At 73.0% G+C, this 13,091-nt stretch carries 12 protein-coding genes and 2 pseudogenes; 3 read left to right on the top strand and 11 right to left on the bottom strand.

The features are described from left to right. Positions 1-6 precede the first annotated feature (6 nt). The 6 genes and pseudogenes from ACIBJF_RS37520 to ACIBJF_RS37495 form a co-directional block, all read right to left on the bottom strand. Positions 7-468 (bottom strand): annotated as a pseudogene (locus tag ACIBJF_RS37520) (GAF domain-containing protein); the annotation flags it as partial. A 263-nt stretch (positions 469-731) separates the two neighbouring features. Continuing rightward, on the bottom strand, positions 732-1,526 hold the full coding sequence (locus tag ACIBJF_RS37515; protein ID WP_399180714.1) for a hypothetical protein: 795 nt from the start codon (positions 1,524-1,526) through the stop codon (positions 732-734). 183 nt (positions 1,527-1,709) lie between these two features. After that, positions 1,710-2,237, bottom strand: coding sequence for an NUDIX hydrolase family protein (locus tag ACIBJF_RS37510; RefSeq protein ID WP_399180759.1), 528 nt, complete (start codon positions 2,235-2,237; stop codon positions 1,710-1,712). Positions 2,238-2,253: 16 nt separating this feature from the next. Continuing rightward, positions 2,254-3,429 carry an amidohydrolase family protein gene (locus ACIBJF_RS37505; RefSeq protein ID WP_399180712.1) on the bottom strand — a complete coding sequence of 392 codons (1,176 nt, stop codon included), beginning with the start codon at positions 3,427-3,429 and terminating at the stop codon, positions 2,254-2,256. Between the two features lie 2 nt (positions 3,430-3,431). Continuing rightward, positions 3,432-4,835, bottom strand: a complete 1,404-nt coding sequence (locus ACIBJF_RS37500; protein WP_399180710.1) for a glutamine synthetase family protein — start codon at positions 4,833-4,835, stop codon at positions 3,432-3,434. Positions 4,836-4,911: 76 nt separating this feature from the next. Beyond that, a complete protein-coding gene (locus ACIBJF_RS37495; RefSeq protein ID WP_399180757.1) occupies positions 4,912-5,724 on the bottom strand; it encodes an SAM-dependent methyltransferase in 813 nt (270 codons plus the stop codon). Positions 5,725-5,950: 226 nt separating this feature from the next. Between ACIBJF_RS37495 and ACIBJF_RS37490 the strand changes: the two genes are divergently transcribed. Further along, on the top strand, positions 5,951-6,805 hold the full coding sequence (locus ACIBJF_RS37490) for a Cof-type HAD-IIB family hydrolase (protein ID WP_399180708.1): 855 nt from the start codon (positions 5,951-5,953) through the stop codon (positions 6,803-6,805). A gap of 37 nt (positions 6,806-6,842) precedes the next feature. Here ACIBJF_RS37490 and ACIBJF_RS37485 read toward each other — a convergent pair. From ACIBJF_RS37485 to ACIBJF_RS37465, 5 genes and pseudogenes are all read right to left on the bottom strand, one after another. Beyond that, a pseudogene (locus tag ACIBJF_RS37485) lies at positions 6,843-7,642 on the bottom strand (SAM-dependent methyltransferase). Positions 7,643-7,690: 48 nt separating this feature from the next. Beyond that, positions 7,691-8,338, bottom strand: a complete 648-nt coding sequence (locus ACIBJF_RS37480) for an endonuclease (RefSeq protein WP_399180706.1) — start codon at positions 8,336-8,338, stop codon at positions 7,691-7,693. 2 nt (positions 8,339-8,340) lie between these two features. Continuing rightward, entirely contained in the window at positions 8,341-8,685 is a 345-nt protein-coding gene (locus ACIBJF_RS37475; RefSeq protein WP_351808050.1) for a DUF3140 domain-containing protein, read from the bottom strand. A gap of 30 nt (positions 8,686-8,715) precedes the next feature. Further along, entirely contained in the window at positions 8,716-9,207 is a 492-nt protein-coding gene (locus ACIBJF_RS37470) for a Dps family protein (RefSeq protein WP_399180704.1), read from the bottom strand. Between the two features lie 86 nt (positions 9,208-9,293). Then, a complete protein-coding gene (locus ACIBJF_RS37465; RefSeq protein WP_399180702.1) occupies positions 9,294-10,103 on the bottom strand; it encodes a lysophospholipase in 810 nt (269 codons plus the stop codon). A 155-nt stretch (positions 10,104-10,258) separates the two neighbouring features. Between ACIBJF_RS37465 and ACIBJF_RS37460 the strand changes: the two genes are divergently transcribed. After that, complete coding sequence (locus tag ACIBJF_RS37460) at positions 10,259-11,446, top strand: thiolase family protein (protein ID WP_399180701.1); 1,188 nt, start codon at positions 10,259-10,261, stop codon at positions 11,444-11,446. A 61-nt stretch (positions 11,447-11,507) separates the two neighbouring features. After that, on the top strand, positions 11,508-13,022 hold the full coding sequence (locus ACIBJF_RS37455) for a long-chain fatty acid--CoA ligase (protein WP_399180699.1): 1,515 nt from the start codon (positions 11,508-11,510) through the stop codon (positions 13,020-13,022). The last annotated feature ends 69 nt before the right edge of the window (positions 13,023-13,091 follow it).

The raw sequence follows: 13,091 nt of genomic DNA, 5'->3' as shown, positions 1-13,091 counted from the left end.
GCCCCAGCGCGAGGAGAGGTAGAGGTCGCCGTAGATCTCGCCGCGCACGGTGATGGCGACGCCGAGCAGGGTGCGCAGGCGCGGGTGGCCGGCCGGGAATCCGGCGGAGGCGGGATGGCCCGGGATGTCGTCGATCCGCAGGGGGTCGGGGTAGCGGATGAGATGGCCGAGGACGCCCAGACCACGCGGCAGTCCGGCCTCGGCCAGAGAGGCCCGTTCCCGTTCCGACAGCCCGGCCGCGATGAACTGCTCCAGCCGTTGCCCGGACTCGTCGAGCACCCCCAGGGCTCCGTAGCGGGCGCCGACCAGGTCCATGGCGGTCGTCACGATACGGTGCAGCACCGCCGGCAGTTCCACCTCACGGCTGATGGCGACCACCGCGTCCAGCAGACCCTGCAGCCGGTCCATGGAGGACAGCAGGGCGCGCAGCTGGTCGTCGATCCGGCCCAGCTCGGACCGCAGACGCATGTGCAGGTCGGGGAGGTACGGCCGGCTGGGCTGTCTCCCTGCCTTCTCTCCCGCCATCGCGGCCTCCTGCCTCGTCTCCCGCGATTGCGGCCTCCTGGCGCGGGCCCGGTCGGTGCGGGACGGCGGCATCACCTTCGATTGTGGCATCGGCGCCCTGGTCAGGCGGCCCACGGCGGCCGGCAGCGCGGGTGAAGGGCCTCGCCGGCGCTGCCGGGCGAGGCCCTTTCCCGTGCCGCGGGCGGCTTCCCGCGCCGCGAGTGGCTTCAGGCGGTGCGCACGTCCTGACGCGACGCGGCGAGGTAGCCGACCAACGCGAGAATGGCCACCGTCCAGGCCAGGGTCACCGGGCCCAGGCCCCAGTCCAGGCCGCCGCGGGTGCCCGGCAGGGCCATCCAGTCGGCGAGGGAGGCGCCGAGCGGGCGCGTGATGACGTACGCCGTCCAGAACGCGGTCACCGCGCCCAGCAGGCGGGCGCGGTGGGCGACGGCCGGGACGCAGATCGCCACGGCGAACAGGACGACGGAGCCCAGGTAGCCGAGGCCGATCGTCGCGGTGAGGTCGCCCGCGGCGGTGCCTAGGGCGAAGGTGGCGAGGACGGCCGCCCAGTAGAAGGACTCGCGGCGCCGTGTGCGGATGGAGTGGATGGACAGGGTGCGCTCGGACGCGTACCACAGGACGAAGACGGCGGTCAGGGCGATCAGGAACAGCGGGGTGGACAGGGTGTACGGGACGCCGAGGCCGACGTGGAGCACGTCCGCGGCCATCGTGCCGAACACACTGACCATGACGACGGCCGTCCAGTAGATCCAGGCCACGTACCGGCGGACGGCGAACTGGAGCACGAGCGACGCCGTGAACGCGAGGCCGCCGAGGCCCACCGCCGGGATCGGGCCCAGCAGATGGGCGAGGAAGTCGGAGGCGGTCTCGCCCATGCCGGTGGTGAGGACCTTGATGATCCAGAAGTAGACGGTGACCTCCGGCACCTTGTTCGCGCTCTCACGTATGCGCGCGCGTGCGTCAGCGCGGGGCCGGTCGTCCAGGACGTGCTCTGTGCTCATGGCCCGCACCCTCGCACGCCCAACTCGCTTTTCCCCAGCCCCCTTTGCCATTGTTTTGGGGCTTCTGGTGCAGCTGTTGCCACGGGCCGTCGCGAACCTGAAAGCAACCTGAACGCATCGGGGAAACCCCTGGTCGGCGGCCTGACCGGCCTGATACACAGGCGGGTCAGGCGGCCGCCGGCGTCAGAAGGCCAGGCCCACGTGCGCGAGCGCCTGCTTCAGCAGCACCCCGTGCCCGCCCGGCATCTCGCTCTGCACCGCCGGGGAGGCGGCCTCCTGCGGGCTGAACCACACCAGGTCCAGCGCGTCCTGCCGGGGGCGGCAGTCGCCGGTGACCGGCACGATGTAGGCGAGGGACACCGCGTGCTGGCGTGGGTCGTGGTACGGCGTGATGCCCGCCGTCGGGAAGTACTCCGCGACCGTGAAGGGCTGCAGGGAGGCGGGGACACGGGGGAGGGCCACCGGTCCGAGGTCCTTCTCCAGGTGGCGCAGCAGGGCGTCGCGGACCCGCTCGTGGTGCAGGACGCGGCCGGAGACCAGGGCCCGGCTGACCGTCCCGTCCGGGCCGATCCGCAGCAGCAGTCCGATGCTGGTGACTTCGCCGCTGTCGTCCACGCGCACGGGTACGGCCTCGACGTACAGGATCGGCATCCGGGCCCTGGCCATTTCCAGCTCGTCCGTGGACAGCCAGCCGGGAGTCGTCTCGGTCATGTCAGACATTGCTTGATCATACTTTCCGGGTGGGGCGCCCGCTGGGATCGCGGGCCGGGTCGGATACGGGCGGTCCGTAGAGGCGCAGGGCGTTGCCGCGGCCGGTCCAGGACGCGATCCGCAGGGCGTCGGGCAGGCTCAACTCGTCGGCGTCCACGCGGGTTTGGAGCAGATCGGCGAGCCCCTGCCGGAAGCACAGGGCGCCGAGGTGGTGGAATTCGGCCACCCCGTAGGCGTCGGAGCTGTACAGCAGTTTGCGGAACGGGGTGATCTCCAGCGCCTCCTCCAGGACCGCCCGGCAGCGGGCCGGGCCGGTGTGGTGCAGGGCGAGGCCCACGTCCAGGTACACCTGCTCGAACACCGCGGCGAGATAGGCGGCCTGGCGGTGGTACGGCCAGCAGTGCAGCAGCAGCACCGGGACCGTGCCGGACGTCAGCCGCAGCCAGTCGGTCAGCAGCGCCGGGTCGGCGTGGTGCAGCCGCAGGTCGGCGTCGCCGAAGCCGGTGTGCAGCTGCAGCGGCAGGCCGAGGTCGACGGCCATCCACAGCAGCTGCCGTACCAGCACCGGGTCCGTGAGCCGGCCGCCGTCCGCGAGCCAGTGCCGGGCGGCCCCGGTGACCTCGGCGTCCGCCGGGCGCGCCGGGTCCAGGGCGAAGCCGGTGCGGTAGGCGGCCACCGACTTCACCGCCACCACGCCCGGCCGGCGTACGGCCTCCTCGGCGGCGGCGCGGAAGCGGGCCGCGTACTCGCCCGGCTCGACGCCCCGCGCGGCCACCGCCTCCGCCACCTGCTCCAGGCGTACGACCTCGAAGGCGGCGGCGCCGGAGGCCTGCGCCAGCTCGGCCGGGGAGGTGAGCGGGTGCGGGGCGTAACCGGTGTCCACGAGGAACACCCCCGCTCCCGCGGCCCGCAGGAAGCGGCGGTTGGCCTCCCGCCAGCCCAGCTCCGCGCGGCGGGCCGCATACTCGGCGGGCGGCGCGTGCCGGGGGAGGTCCAGCAGGGGCGCGCAGTGCCGGCGTACGGCCACACCGGCGGGGGTGTCGAAGGGCGAGACGCCGGGCCAGGCCTCGCCCTCGGTCAGCAGCGGGGCGAACTCCTCGGGCGCGAGGTCGGCCGTCACGGCGCCGTGGCAGTGGTGGTCCACCAGCTCCAGCGCGGCGAGGGCCTCGTGGACCGGTCCCGGCGCGGCCACGGTCAGTACACCCAGCGGTAGGCCGCCGCCACCCGCGCGTCGTCCAGACCCTGGACGGCCGCCGCCTCCCCGAGCCGTACGGCGGTCGCCGCGTCCGCGAGGACCGGGCCCAGCGCCGCCCGCAGCACCTCGTCCGCCCGGAACTCCCGGACGGCCTCGGGCAGCGACCGCGGCAGCCGTCGTACGCCGAGAGCCGCCGCCTCGTCCGGGCCGTACCGGGCCGGGTCGCCGGTGATCTCCTCGGGGAGGGCGAGGGACGAGTCGAGCCCGTCCAGGCCGGCGGCGAGGACACAGCCGAGGGCGAGATAGGGGTTGGCGGCCAGGTCGACCGGTTTCACCTCCAGGTTGGCCTCCTGGTCCCGGCGGCCCGCCGAGCCGGTGATCATCCGCAGCGCGGTCTCGCGGGTCTCCCGGCCCCAGGCGGTGAACACCCCCGCCCACTGGGAGGGTTTGAGCCGCAGATAGCTGGCGGGACTCGGCGCGGTGACCGCCGTCAGCGCGGGCAGGCGGGCCAGGATCCCGGCCGCGAAGGACTCCGCCTCGGGCGTCATGCCGTACCGGCGCTCCCCGCCCGCGTGCAGGTTCACGCCGTCCCGCCAGCAGGACACATGGACATGGCCGCCGTTGCCGACGCCCTCGGCGGACACCGCGGGCGAGAACGACACCCTGAGGCCGTGCCGCTGCGCGACCGCCCGGATCGTCTGCCGGACCAGCACGCTGCGGTCGGCCGCCGCCACCGGATCCAGCGCGCCCGCCGACACCTCGAACTGCCCGGCCGCGTACTCGGGATGCAGCTGGTCGACGGGCACGTCCTGGGCGGCGAACGCGGCCAGCAGATCGGCGGTGTAGTCGCTCAGCTCGACCTGCCGGATCGCGCCGTACGCCGGTCCAGACACCGCCGGCACGAACTCCCCGGGCGGTGCCGAGCCGAGCCCGACCGCCCACTCGACCTCGATCGCCGCCTTGAAGGCGAGGCCGTGCCGGTCGGCGGCGTCGGCGACGATCCGGCGCAGAAAGGTCCGGGCACAGCCGGGGTGTCGCTCTCCCTCCTGGGTGATCCGGTCCACCGGCGCCCATGCCCAGCCCGGCTGCCCGGCCAGCTCCACCAGCTGGTCCAGGTCCGGATAGAGCCGCAGGTCACCGTCCGGGGAGCCGAGGACGTCGGTGGTGACGATCGAGTCGCCGGCGAGGAAGGTGTCGAACACCGGGGACATGCCCACGCCCCAGGAGACCGCGGCCTCCAGCCGCGCCGTCGGGATCGTCTTCACCCGGCAGACGCCCGCGGTGTCCACATAGGCCAGCACGATCCCGCGCACGCCCCGCGCGGCGAGGTCGGCGGTGAGCCCCGCGACCCGGCGCAGGTCCTCCGGACGCCCGCCGGGCACCGGGTCGGCAAGGGTGGTCATACGTCCTCCTCGGCCATGCGTCCTCCTCGGCGTCGGTCCGTCCGTGCCCGCGTCGGGCCGCCCGCCCGTGCCGGCGTCAGGGTTTCACGGCCACGGCGCCGAACTGCGGCACCGCGGCCGCGGACTCCGCCTCCGCGCGCCACTGCGAGCAGGGCACCAGACCCGGCTCGATCAGCTCCAGGCCGTCGAGGAAGCCGGCGATCTCGGCGCGGCTGCGGGCGGTGATCGGCGGGGTGGCGTTGGTGTTCCAGAACTCCATCGCGGCCCGGTTGCCCTCGCCGCCCACGTCGGCGTCGTGGGTCGGGTGGGTGAGGACCAGGTGGCTGCCCGAGGGCAGCGCCGCCATGAGCCGCCGAACGATGTCCCGGGCCTCGTCGGTGTCCAGGACGAAGTTCAGGATGCCCAGCATCATCAGCGCGACCGGCCGGCCCAGGTCCAGGGTCTCGGCGGCGCGCTGCAGGATGCCGTCCGGGTCGTGCACATCAGCGTCGACGTAGTCGGTGACGCCCTCCGGTGAGCTGGTGAGCAGCGAGCGGGCGTGCACGAGCACGATCGGGTCGTTGTCGACGTACACGATCCGTGACTCGGGGGCGATCCGCTGCGCGATCTCGTGGGTGTTCTCGACGGTCGGCAGACCGGTGCCGATGTCCAGGTACTGCCGCATCCCGCGCTCGGCGGCCAGGAACCGCACCGCCCGGGCCAGGAACTCCCGGTCCGCGCGGGCCACCGCCCTGATCACCGGGAACATCCCGGCGACGTGGTCACCGACCCGCTGGTCGACCTCGTAGTTGTCCTTGCCGCCGATCCAGTAGTTCCACACCCGGGCGTTGTGCGCCACGGAGGTGTTCAGCTTCTCCGGTCCGGCCGTCGGGGAGTGGCCCTCGGTCACGTCGCCGCCCTTCTCCGGTTCTCGGTTCTCCGCCGTCATTGTGCCGCCCGGTGATCGCGCTGTCCCGGGAAACGCGCACCGTGGGCGGTTCGCGGCGGCTCCGGGACGTTTCGGTACACGAGGGGACGATTTCGGGACGTTCCGGCGTAAGAGGAGCCGGTTCCGGGACGTTTCGGCGCATGAGGAACACTGGTCCGGTACGCCGCCCCCCGACCGGAAGCAGCACATGCCCGCCACGCCCATGCCCCTTCTCGCCGTCCCCGGTCTGCCCGCGGGCCCCGCCGACATCCGGCTGATCGTCACCGACATGGACGGCACGCTGCTGAACGACGCCAAGCGGATCCCCGACGGGCTGTGGCCGATGCTCGCCGAACTGCGCCGGCGGGACGTGCTCTTCAGCCCGGCGAGCGGCCGCCAGTACGCCACGCTGGCCCGGCAGTTCGCCGAGGTCGCCGAGGGCATGGTGTTCATCGCGGAGAACGGCACGTACGTGGTCCGCGACGGCGTGGAGCTGAGCTCCGACCCGATGGACGGGGCCGTCGCCGCCGGGGTGGCGCACACGGTACGACGGCTGGTCGCGGACGGGGTCGACGTCGGCGCCGTGGTGTGCGGCAAGCGGTCGGCGTACGTCGAGCGGACGGACGAGGCGTTCCTGGCGGAGGTGCGCAAGTACTACGTCGAGCACCGGATCGTCGAGGACGTCACCGCCGTCGAGGACGACGTGATCAAGGTCGCGCTGTTCGACTTCGGCTCCGCCGAGCACTCCACCGCCCCGGCCCTCGCGGAGTTCGCCGCCACCCACCAGGTCGTCGTCTCCGGCGCGCACTGGGTGGACGTCATGAACCGCACCGCCAACAAGGGCACCGCGCTGCGCGGTCTCCAGCGGGCGCTCGGCATCACCCCGGCGCAGACCATGGTCTTCGGCGACTACCTCAACGATCTGGAGATGCTCGACGCCGCCGAGTGGTCCTTCGCCATGGCCAACGCCCACCCCCAAGTCGTCCGCCGGGCCCGCCACCTCGCCCCGTCCAACAACGACAACGGCGTCCTGCGGACCATCTCCCGCGTGCTCGGCCTGTAACGCCCGCCCGCCGGGGCCGGGCGCACCGTTGGCCACGTCAGGGCTTGCGGCCCACCGCGCCGTACAGCGAGACCGGGCCCCCGTCCTCCGGTGACCGCTCGCTGCGCCAGGCGTCGACCGGTGCGACGCCCGGCTCCAGCAGGTCGAGGCCCTTGAAGAAGGCGGCCACCTCGTCGCGGGTACGCGCGACCAGGGTCACTCCGCCGGCGGCGTACGCGGCGATGCCCTTCTCGACGCTCTCCGGCTCGAAGTCGGCCGTCATCGTCGTCAGCACCAGGCAGCTGCCCGGCGCCAGCGTGTCGACCAGGGTCGACACCACCTCGTGGGCGCCTTCCTCATCGGCGACGAAGTGCAGCAGCGCGATCAGGGACAGGGCCACCGGACGGCCGAAGTCCAGGACGTGGGCGGCCTCTTCGAGGATGGCGCGCGGATCGCGGGCGTCGGCCTGCACATACTCCGTCACGCCCTCGGGGGTGCCGCGCAGCAGCGCGCCGGCGTGGGCCAGCACGATCGGGTCGTTGTCGACGTAGACCACCCGTGCGTCGGGTGCCACGGACTGGGCGATCTGGTGCAGGTTCGGCTCGGTCGGAATGCCGGTGCCGATGTCGAGGAACTGGCGGATGCCGTCCTCGGCGAGTGCGCGTGTGGCCCGGCGCATGAACGCCCGGTTGGCGCGCGCGGCCCGCGGCGCGCCGCCCCGTCCAGGGCCGCGATCTCCCGGCCGAGCCGCTCGTCGACGGGGTAGTTGTCCTTGCCGCCGAGGAACCAGTCGTACACCCTGGCCGGATGCGGCCGGGTGGTGTCGATGTACTGTGCGGCGGGCTCGGTCCCCGTCACGTGCTGCTCCTACACTCCCGCCGAGGTGCGAGCAACAGTCTGACACGATCATGATGCGCGGCGCAGACAGTCTTCGGCCACCTCCTTGTCGAGCGCGGCTCGCACCAACGCGGCGGCCAGCACGGCCGGTTCGGTCTTCCCGGCGAGCTCGGTGAGCTTGTCCGGGTCCTTCGGCAGGCCGAGCCGCTGTGCCCCGGAGAGCGCCTTGCCGTCCAGGTAGGGCGCCACTTCGGGCCAGACGCGCTGGGCCTCGCGCAGAAAGATGTCGGCGCCGGCCGGACCGACCCCCGGCTCCTCCTGGAGCAGCCGCTTGAGTTCCCCGGTGTCGCCGTGCGCCTCCTCGTGCAGCCGGCGCAGGTCGCCGGACCAGCGGTCCAGCAACAGCTCGGCGCCGTCGCCGAGCTGGGTGGCGGTGCGCTCGTCGTAGCGCCGGTAGCCGCCGCGGCCGAGCGCGTCCACCCGCTGCTGCCAGTCCGCGTCGGCCATGCGGCGCGGGCTGTCCAGGTGGTCCTCGTGCAGGGCCTGCGCGGCGGCCACCGCGACCGAGGCGCGGATCCGGGCGCTGAGCAGCAGGGCCAGCACCAGCAGCCGGTAGAGGGACTGCGGGCTGTCCTTCAGCTTGATGCCCGCCTCTTCGGCGTAGGTCTGCCCGTGGGCGGACAACAGCTCGCGCAGGACCTTCTCGTCGCGGTTCATGGCTACGGCTTGAGCGGGTCGTGCCCCAGAGTCATCAGCCGGTGCCGGCGGCGGGTGTCCTCCGGTGCCGTCTCCGGTTCCGGCTCGTCCGCCATGTCGACCAGGTCTCCGACGGTGTCGACGACCTTGTGCATCACGCGGATGTCGTCGTCGGTGAGGTCGGTGCGGCGCTTCTGGAGGATGGCGAGGACATGCTGTCCGGTCTCCGTGCCCGCCTCGTCGGGCAGCGGCTCGGTGTCCTCGTCGGAGTCCCGGACCCGCAGCCAGGCCGCGAGTTCCGCCGAGGTCATGTTCACCACGCGGTGGAAGTCCTGCCACAGCGCTTCGGTTTCGAGGGAGTCGGCCATGGGTCTCCCCTTCCGTGCGGGGGTGTCGTGCTAGCTGGAGGCGGTCTCGCGCGGGTGGTTCTCGGCCTCGAACATCCAGCGCTGCTTCTCCAGGTCGGCGGTGACGGAGATCAGGAGGTCCTGAGTGACCGGGTCGGGCCTCTCCGTGGCGGCGATCCGCTCGCGCAGCCGGCCCACGGCCCCTTCGAGCGCCGACACCATCAGCTCCACCACCTCGGTGTCGCGCAGCCAGCCGTCCTTGGTGCCGGGCAGCGCGAAGGTCGCGGCGACGGTCTCGGGCCGGCCGTCCGGGGGCACGCCCAGTGCGGCGGCGCGCTCGGCGACCGTGTCGGAGTGGGCGCGGGCCGTCGCCACCACCTCGTCGAGCTGGAGGTGGATCGACCGGAACCGCGGGCCCACGATGTTCCAGTGCGCCTGCTTCCCGATCAGCGACAGTCCGAGCAGGTCCACGAGGGTCTCCTGCAGGGCGGTCCCGGTGACGCGGAGTGCCTCCTCGGGCAGCGTGCTCTTCATCACCGTCATGGTGCGTCCGTCCCCTTTCATCGGCTGTGCACGGTCCTGTCCGAAGGGGCGGGTGCCCAGCGCTCGGCGGAGCAAAACAAGCCTGATCAACGGGGCAGCGACCGGTCCAGGAAGCGGGTCACCTCGGCGAAGACCTCCTTCTTGTCCGTCTCGTGGAACACCTCGTGCCGCGCCCCGGCGAAGATCCGCTCGGTCAGCCCGGAGCCGGCCAGCCGCTCCACGCCGACGCGGCTGCCGGGCAGCGGCACGAGCCGGTCGTCGTCCCCGTGCAGCCACAGCAGCGGCAGCGGGCCGATGTCACCGGCCAGGTCGACGGTGCGCAGGGTCCGGGCGAACGCCTCCACCGTCGGCCGCTTCATCGGCCCGTGCCACACCAGCGGGTCGGCGGCGTAGGCGGCGCCGACGGCCGGGTCCCGGGAGAGCGCGGCCGGGCTCACCGGGGTGTCCGGGATCTCCGGCAGGGCCAGCAACCGCCCGGGCAGCTCCCAGGCACCGATCACCGGCCCGGACAGGATCAGCGCGCTCAGCTCGGCGCCGTACCGCTGGGCGTAGCGGGCCGCGATCAGTCCGCCCATGGAGTGGCCGACCAGGACGAGCGGCAGGCCGGGGTGCGCCGCCCGGGCGAGGTCCGCCACCGAGTGCACATCGGTGACCACGTCCTCGAAGTCCTCGATCAGCACCCGCTCCCCGGCCGACCTGCCGTGGCCCATGTGATCGGGCGCGTACACGGCCGCCCCGTGCCCGGTCAGTACGGCGGCCAGCTCGTCGTACCGGCCCGCGTGCTCGCCGTAGCCGTGCACCACCAGAGCCAGATACCGCGGTGCCGGGTGCGGCCACTCGCGTACGGCGACCTGACCGTGGGTGCCGTCGAGGGTGTGCCCGCGGACGTGGCGCATGTCTCCTCCGGATACGTCGGTGAAGCCTCGGGAGGATCTTCCCAGGGGGCCGGTCGGCGGTCTATAGTCAAAAACTAGCAGTGCTAATTAAGTGTTCCCGTGTGGTCCGCTGATCGACAGTGCCGTCGATCGGTCGTAGGTCAGGAGTCGAAGCCGTGCGTCCCGTCCACTTCGCGGCCGCCCGCCGCACCCCCATCGGCAAGCTGCGTGGAGCCCTCTCCTGCGTCCGGCCCGACGACCTGGCGGCGACCGTGATCCGCCACCTGGTGGCCGACGTGCCCGCCCTCGACCCGGCCCGGATCGACGACGTCTACTGGGGCGCGGCCAACCAGGCCGGCGAGGACAACCGCAACGTGGCCCGTATGGCCGCTCTGCTCGCCGGGCTGCCCGAGACCGTGCCCGGCGCCACCGTCAACCGGCTGTGCGCCTCCGGCCTCGAAGCCGTCACCGCCGCCGCCCGCACCATCGCCGCCGGCGAGGCCGACATCGTGATCGCGGGCGGCTCCGAGTCCATGAGCCGCGCCCCGTTCGTGCTGCCCCGCCCCGACGAGGCCCTGCCGCAGCGCATCGAGACCCACGACACCCGCCTCGGCTGGCGCCTGGTCAACCCCGCGATGAAGGACCTGCACGGCCTGCTGTCCATGGGCGAGACCGCCGAGGAGGTCGCCGAGCGCTACGGCGTCTCCCGCGCGCGCCAGGACGAGTTCGCCCTGCGCAGCCACCAACTCGCCGCCGCCGCACGCAAGAACGGGCACTTCGACGACGAACTCCTGCCCGTTCAGCGGCCGGACGGCATCGTGGTCGAGCAGGACGAGTGCGTCCGCGAGGGCACCTCGCTGGAGAAGCTGTCCCGCCTCAAGCCGGTCTTCCGCCAGGGCGGTACGGTCACCGCGGGCAACGCCTCGCCGATGAACGACGGCGCGGCCGGGCTGCTCCTGGTCAGCGAGGAGGCCCTGAACGAGCTGGGCCTCGAGTCCCTGGGCCGCTATGTCGCGGGCGCCTCCGCCGGCGTCCACCCCGATGTGATGGGCATCGGCCCGGTCCCCGCCACCCGCAAGGCACTGGCCCGGGTCGGCTGGGACGTCACCGACGTCCAGGAGGCCGAGTTCAACGAGGCGTTCGCCGCCCAGGCCCTCGCCTGCGTCGACCAACTGGGCATCGATCCCGACCTGGTCAACCCCACCGGCGGGGCCATCGCCCTCGGCCATCCCCTCGGCTGCTCGGGCGCCCGCATCCTGACGACGCTGCTGCACCGGATGCGCCGCACGGGCGCCGAGCGGGGCCTCGCGACCATGTGCGTGGGCGTCGGGCAGGGGAGCGCGGTGCTGGTCGAGAGGCACTAGCGCTTTTCCGACGGGGGGATCTGGTCAGTCGAGCCGCAGCAAGGAAACGGAGCAGCACTCCATGGCAACCCTGTCCGTCGCCGCCATTCTCGCCGAGAACGCCAGGCGTCGCCCCGACAAGACCGCGCTCGTCGAAGGGGACCTGCGGCTCACGTTCGCCCAGGTGTGGCGGAAGGCCCTGGCCCGGGCGGGAGCGCTCACCGGGCTCGGTGTCCGGCCCGGCGACCGGGTGGCGCTGATGGCCCCCAACACCGCCGAGTTCCCGGTCGCCTACTACGCGATCGCCGCGGCGGGCGGAGTCGTCGTCCCCGTACATCTGCTGCTGTCGGCCGGCGAGGTCGAGCACGTGCTGGCGGACAGCGGGGCGACCCTGCTGCTCGTCCACCCGGCCCAGGCGGAGACCGGCCGGGCCGCCGCCGAGGCCACCGGAGTCCGGGTGGCCGTGCTCGGCGAGGAGTTCGACAAGCTCGCCGCCGAGGCCGAGCCCCTGCCGTCGTACGTCACCCGGACCGCCGACGACCCGGCGGTGATCTTCTACACGAGCGGCACGACGGGCGTCCCCAAGGGCGCCGTGCTCAGCCACTTCAACGTCGTGATGAACGCGACCGTCAACGCCTTCGACGCCAACGACATCCGCGCCGACGACATCGCCCTCGGCGCGCTGCCGCTGTTCCACGCCTTCGGCCAGACGGTGTCGCTGAACTCCACCTGGCGGGCGGGCGCCACGCTCGTGCTGCTGCCCCGCTTCGACGCGGCCCGCGCCATCGAGCTGATGGTGAAGGAGGGCGTGAACACCTTCCACGGCGTGCCGACCATGTTCGTCGCCCTCGTGGCGGCGGCCCCGGACGCCGACGCGCTGCCCGCCCTGCGCGTGTGCGTCTCCGGCGGGGCCTCCCTCCCGGTCGCCGTGCTGGAGCGGTTCGAGGAGGCGTTCGGGGCGAAGATCTACGAGGGCTACGGGCTGTCGGAGACCTCGCCGGCGGCCACCGTCAACCAGCCGCTGTTCGGCACGAAGGCCGGCACCATCGGCCACCCGCTGTGGGGCGTCGACGTGGAGATCGCCCGCGCCGAGCTGGAGGGCCGCATCGAGCTGCTGCCGCCCGGCGAGCTGGGCGAGGTCGTCATCCGCGGCCACAACGTCTTCTCCGGCTACCTCGGCCGGCCCGAGGCCACCGCCGAGGCCCTGGTCGACGGCTGGTTCCGCACCGGCGACCTCGGCACCAAGGACGACGAGGGCTTCCTGCGGATCGTCGACCGCAAGAAGGACGTCATCATCCGCGGCGGCTACAACGTGTACCCGCGGGAGGTCGAGGAGGTGCTGATGCGCCATCCCGGCATCGCCCAGGTGGCGGTCATCGGCCTGCCCGACGAGCTGCACGGCGAGGAGGTCTGCGCCGTCGTCGTACCGGCACCGGGCACCGCGCCCGACGCCGCCGGGATCACCGCGTGGTCGAAGGAGCACCTCGGCCGGCACAAGTACCCGCGGCGCGTGGAGTTCACGGACACGATGCCGCTCGGGCCCAGCCTGAAGGTGCTCAAGCGGGAGCTGCGGGCGCAGTACGCGCAACGGTCATAGCGGGCGGAACAGGCCGCGGCAGGGGCCACCTGGCGAGACGGTCCTTACGCCGGAGACTTGTCCGGACAT

Origin of the sequence: Streptomyces sp. NPDC050743 (assembly GCF_044456925.1) — a bacterium.
Classification (GTDB): Bacteria; Actinomycetota; Actinomycetes; order Streptomycetales; family Streptomycetaceae; genus Streptomyces.
Note: the sequence above shows the minus strand (reverse complement) of the source record. Positions and strands in the feature narration are given on the sequence as shown.

What these genes read in the sequence shown, in the direction of transcription:
- ACIBJF_RS37500 (WP_399180710.1), bottom strand. Translation starts at nt 4,835, where the DNA reads ATGACCACCCTTGCCGACCCGGTGCCCGGCGGGCGTCCGGAGGACCTG.
- ACIBJF_RS37510 (WP_399180759.1), bottom strand. Translation starts at nt 2,237, where the DNA reads ATGACCGAGACGACTCCCGGCTGGCTGTCCACGGACGAGCTGGAAATG.
- ACIBJF_RS37465 (WP_399180702.1), bottom strand. Translation starts at nt 10,103, where the DNA reads ATGCGCCACGTCCGCGGGCACACCCTCGACGGCACCCACGGTCAGGTC.
- ACIBJF_RS37455 (WP_399180699.1), top strand. Translation starts at nt 11,508, where the DNA reads ATGGCAACCCTGTCCGTCGCCGCCATTCTCGCCGAGAACGCCAGGCGT.
- ACIBJF_RS37470 (WP_399180704.1), bottom strand. Translation starts at nt 9,207, where the DNA reads ATGACGGTGATGAAGAGCACGCTGCCCGAGGAGGCACTCCGCGTCACC.
- ACIBJF_RS37515 (WP_399180714.1), bottom strand. Translation starts at nt 1,526, where the DNA reads ATGAGCACAGAGCACGTCCTGGACGACCGGCCCCGCGCTGACGCACGC.
- ACIBJF_RS37480 (WP_399180706.1), bottom strand. Translation starts at nt 8,338, where the DNA reads ATGAACCGCGACGAGAAGGTCCTGCGCGAGCTGTTGTCCGCCCACGGG.
- ACIBJF_RS37475 (WP_351808050.1), bottom strand. Translation starts at nt 8,685, where the DNA reads ATGGCCGACTCCCTCGAAACCGAAGCGCTGTGGCAGGACTTCCACCGC.
- ACIBJF_RS37490 (WP_399180708.1), top strand. Translation starts at nt 5,951, where the DNA reads ATGCCCGCCACGCCCATGCCCCTTCTCGCCGTCCCCGGTCTGCCCGCG.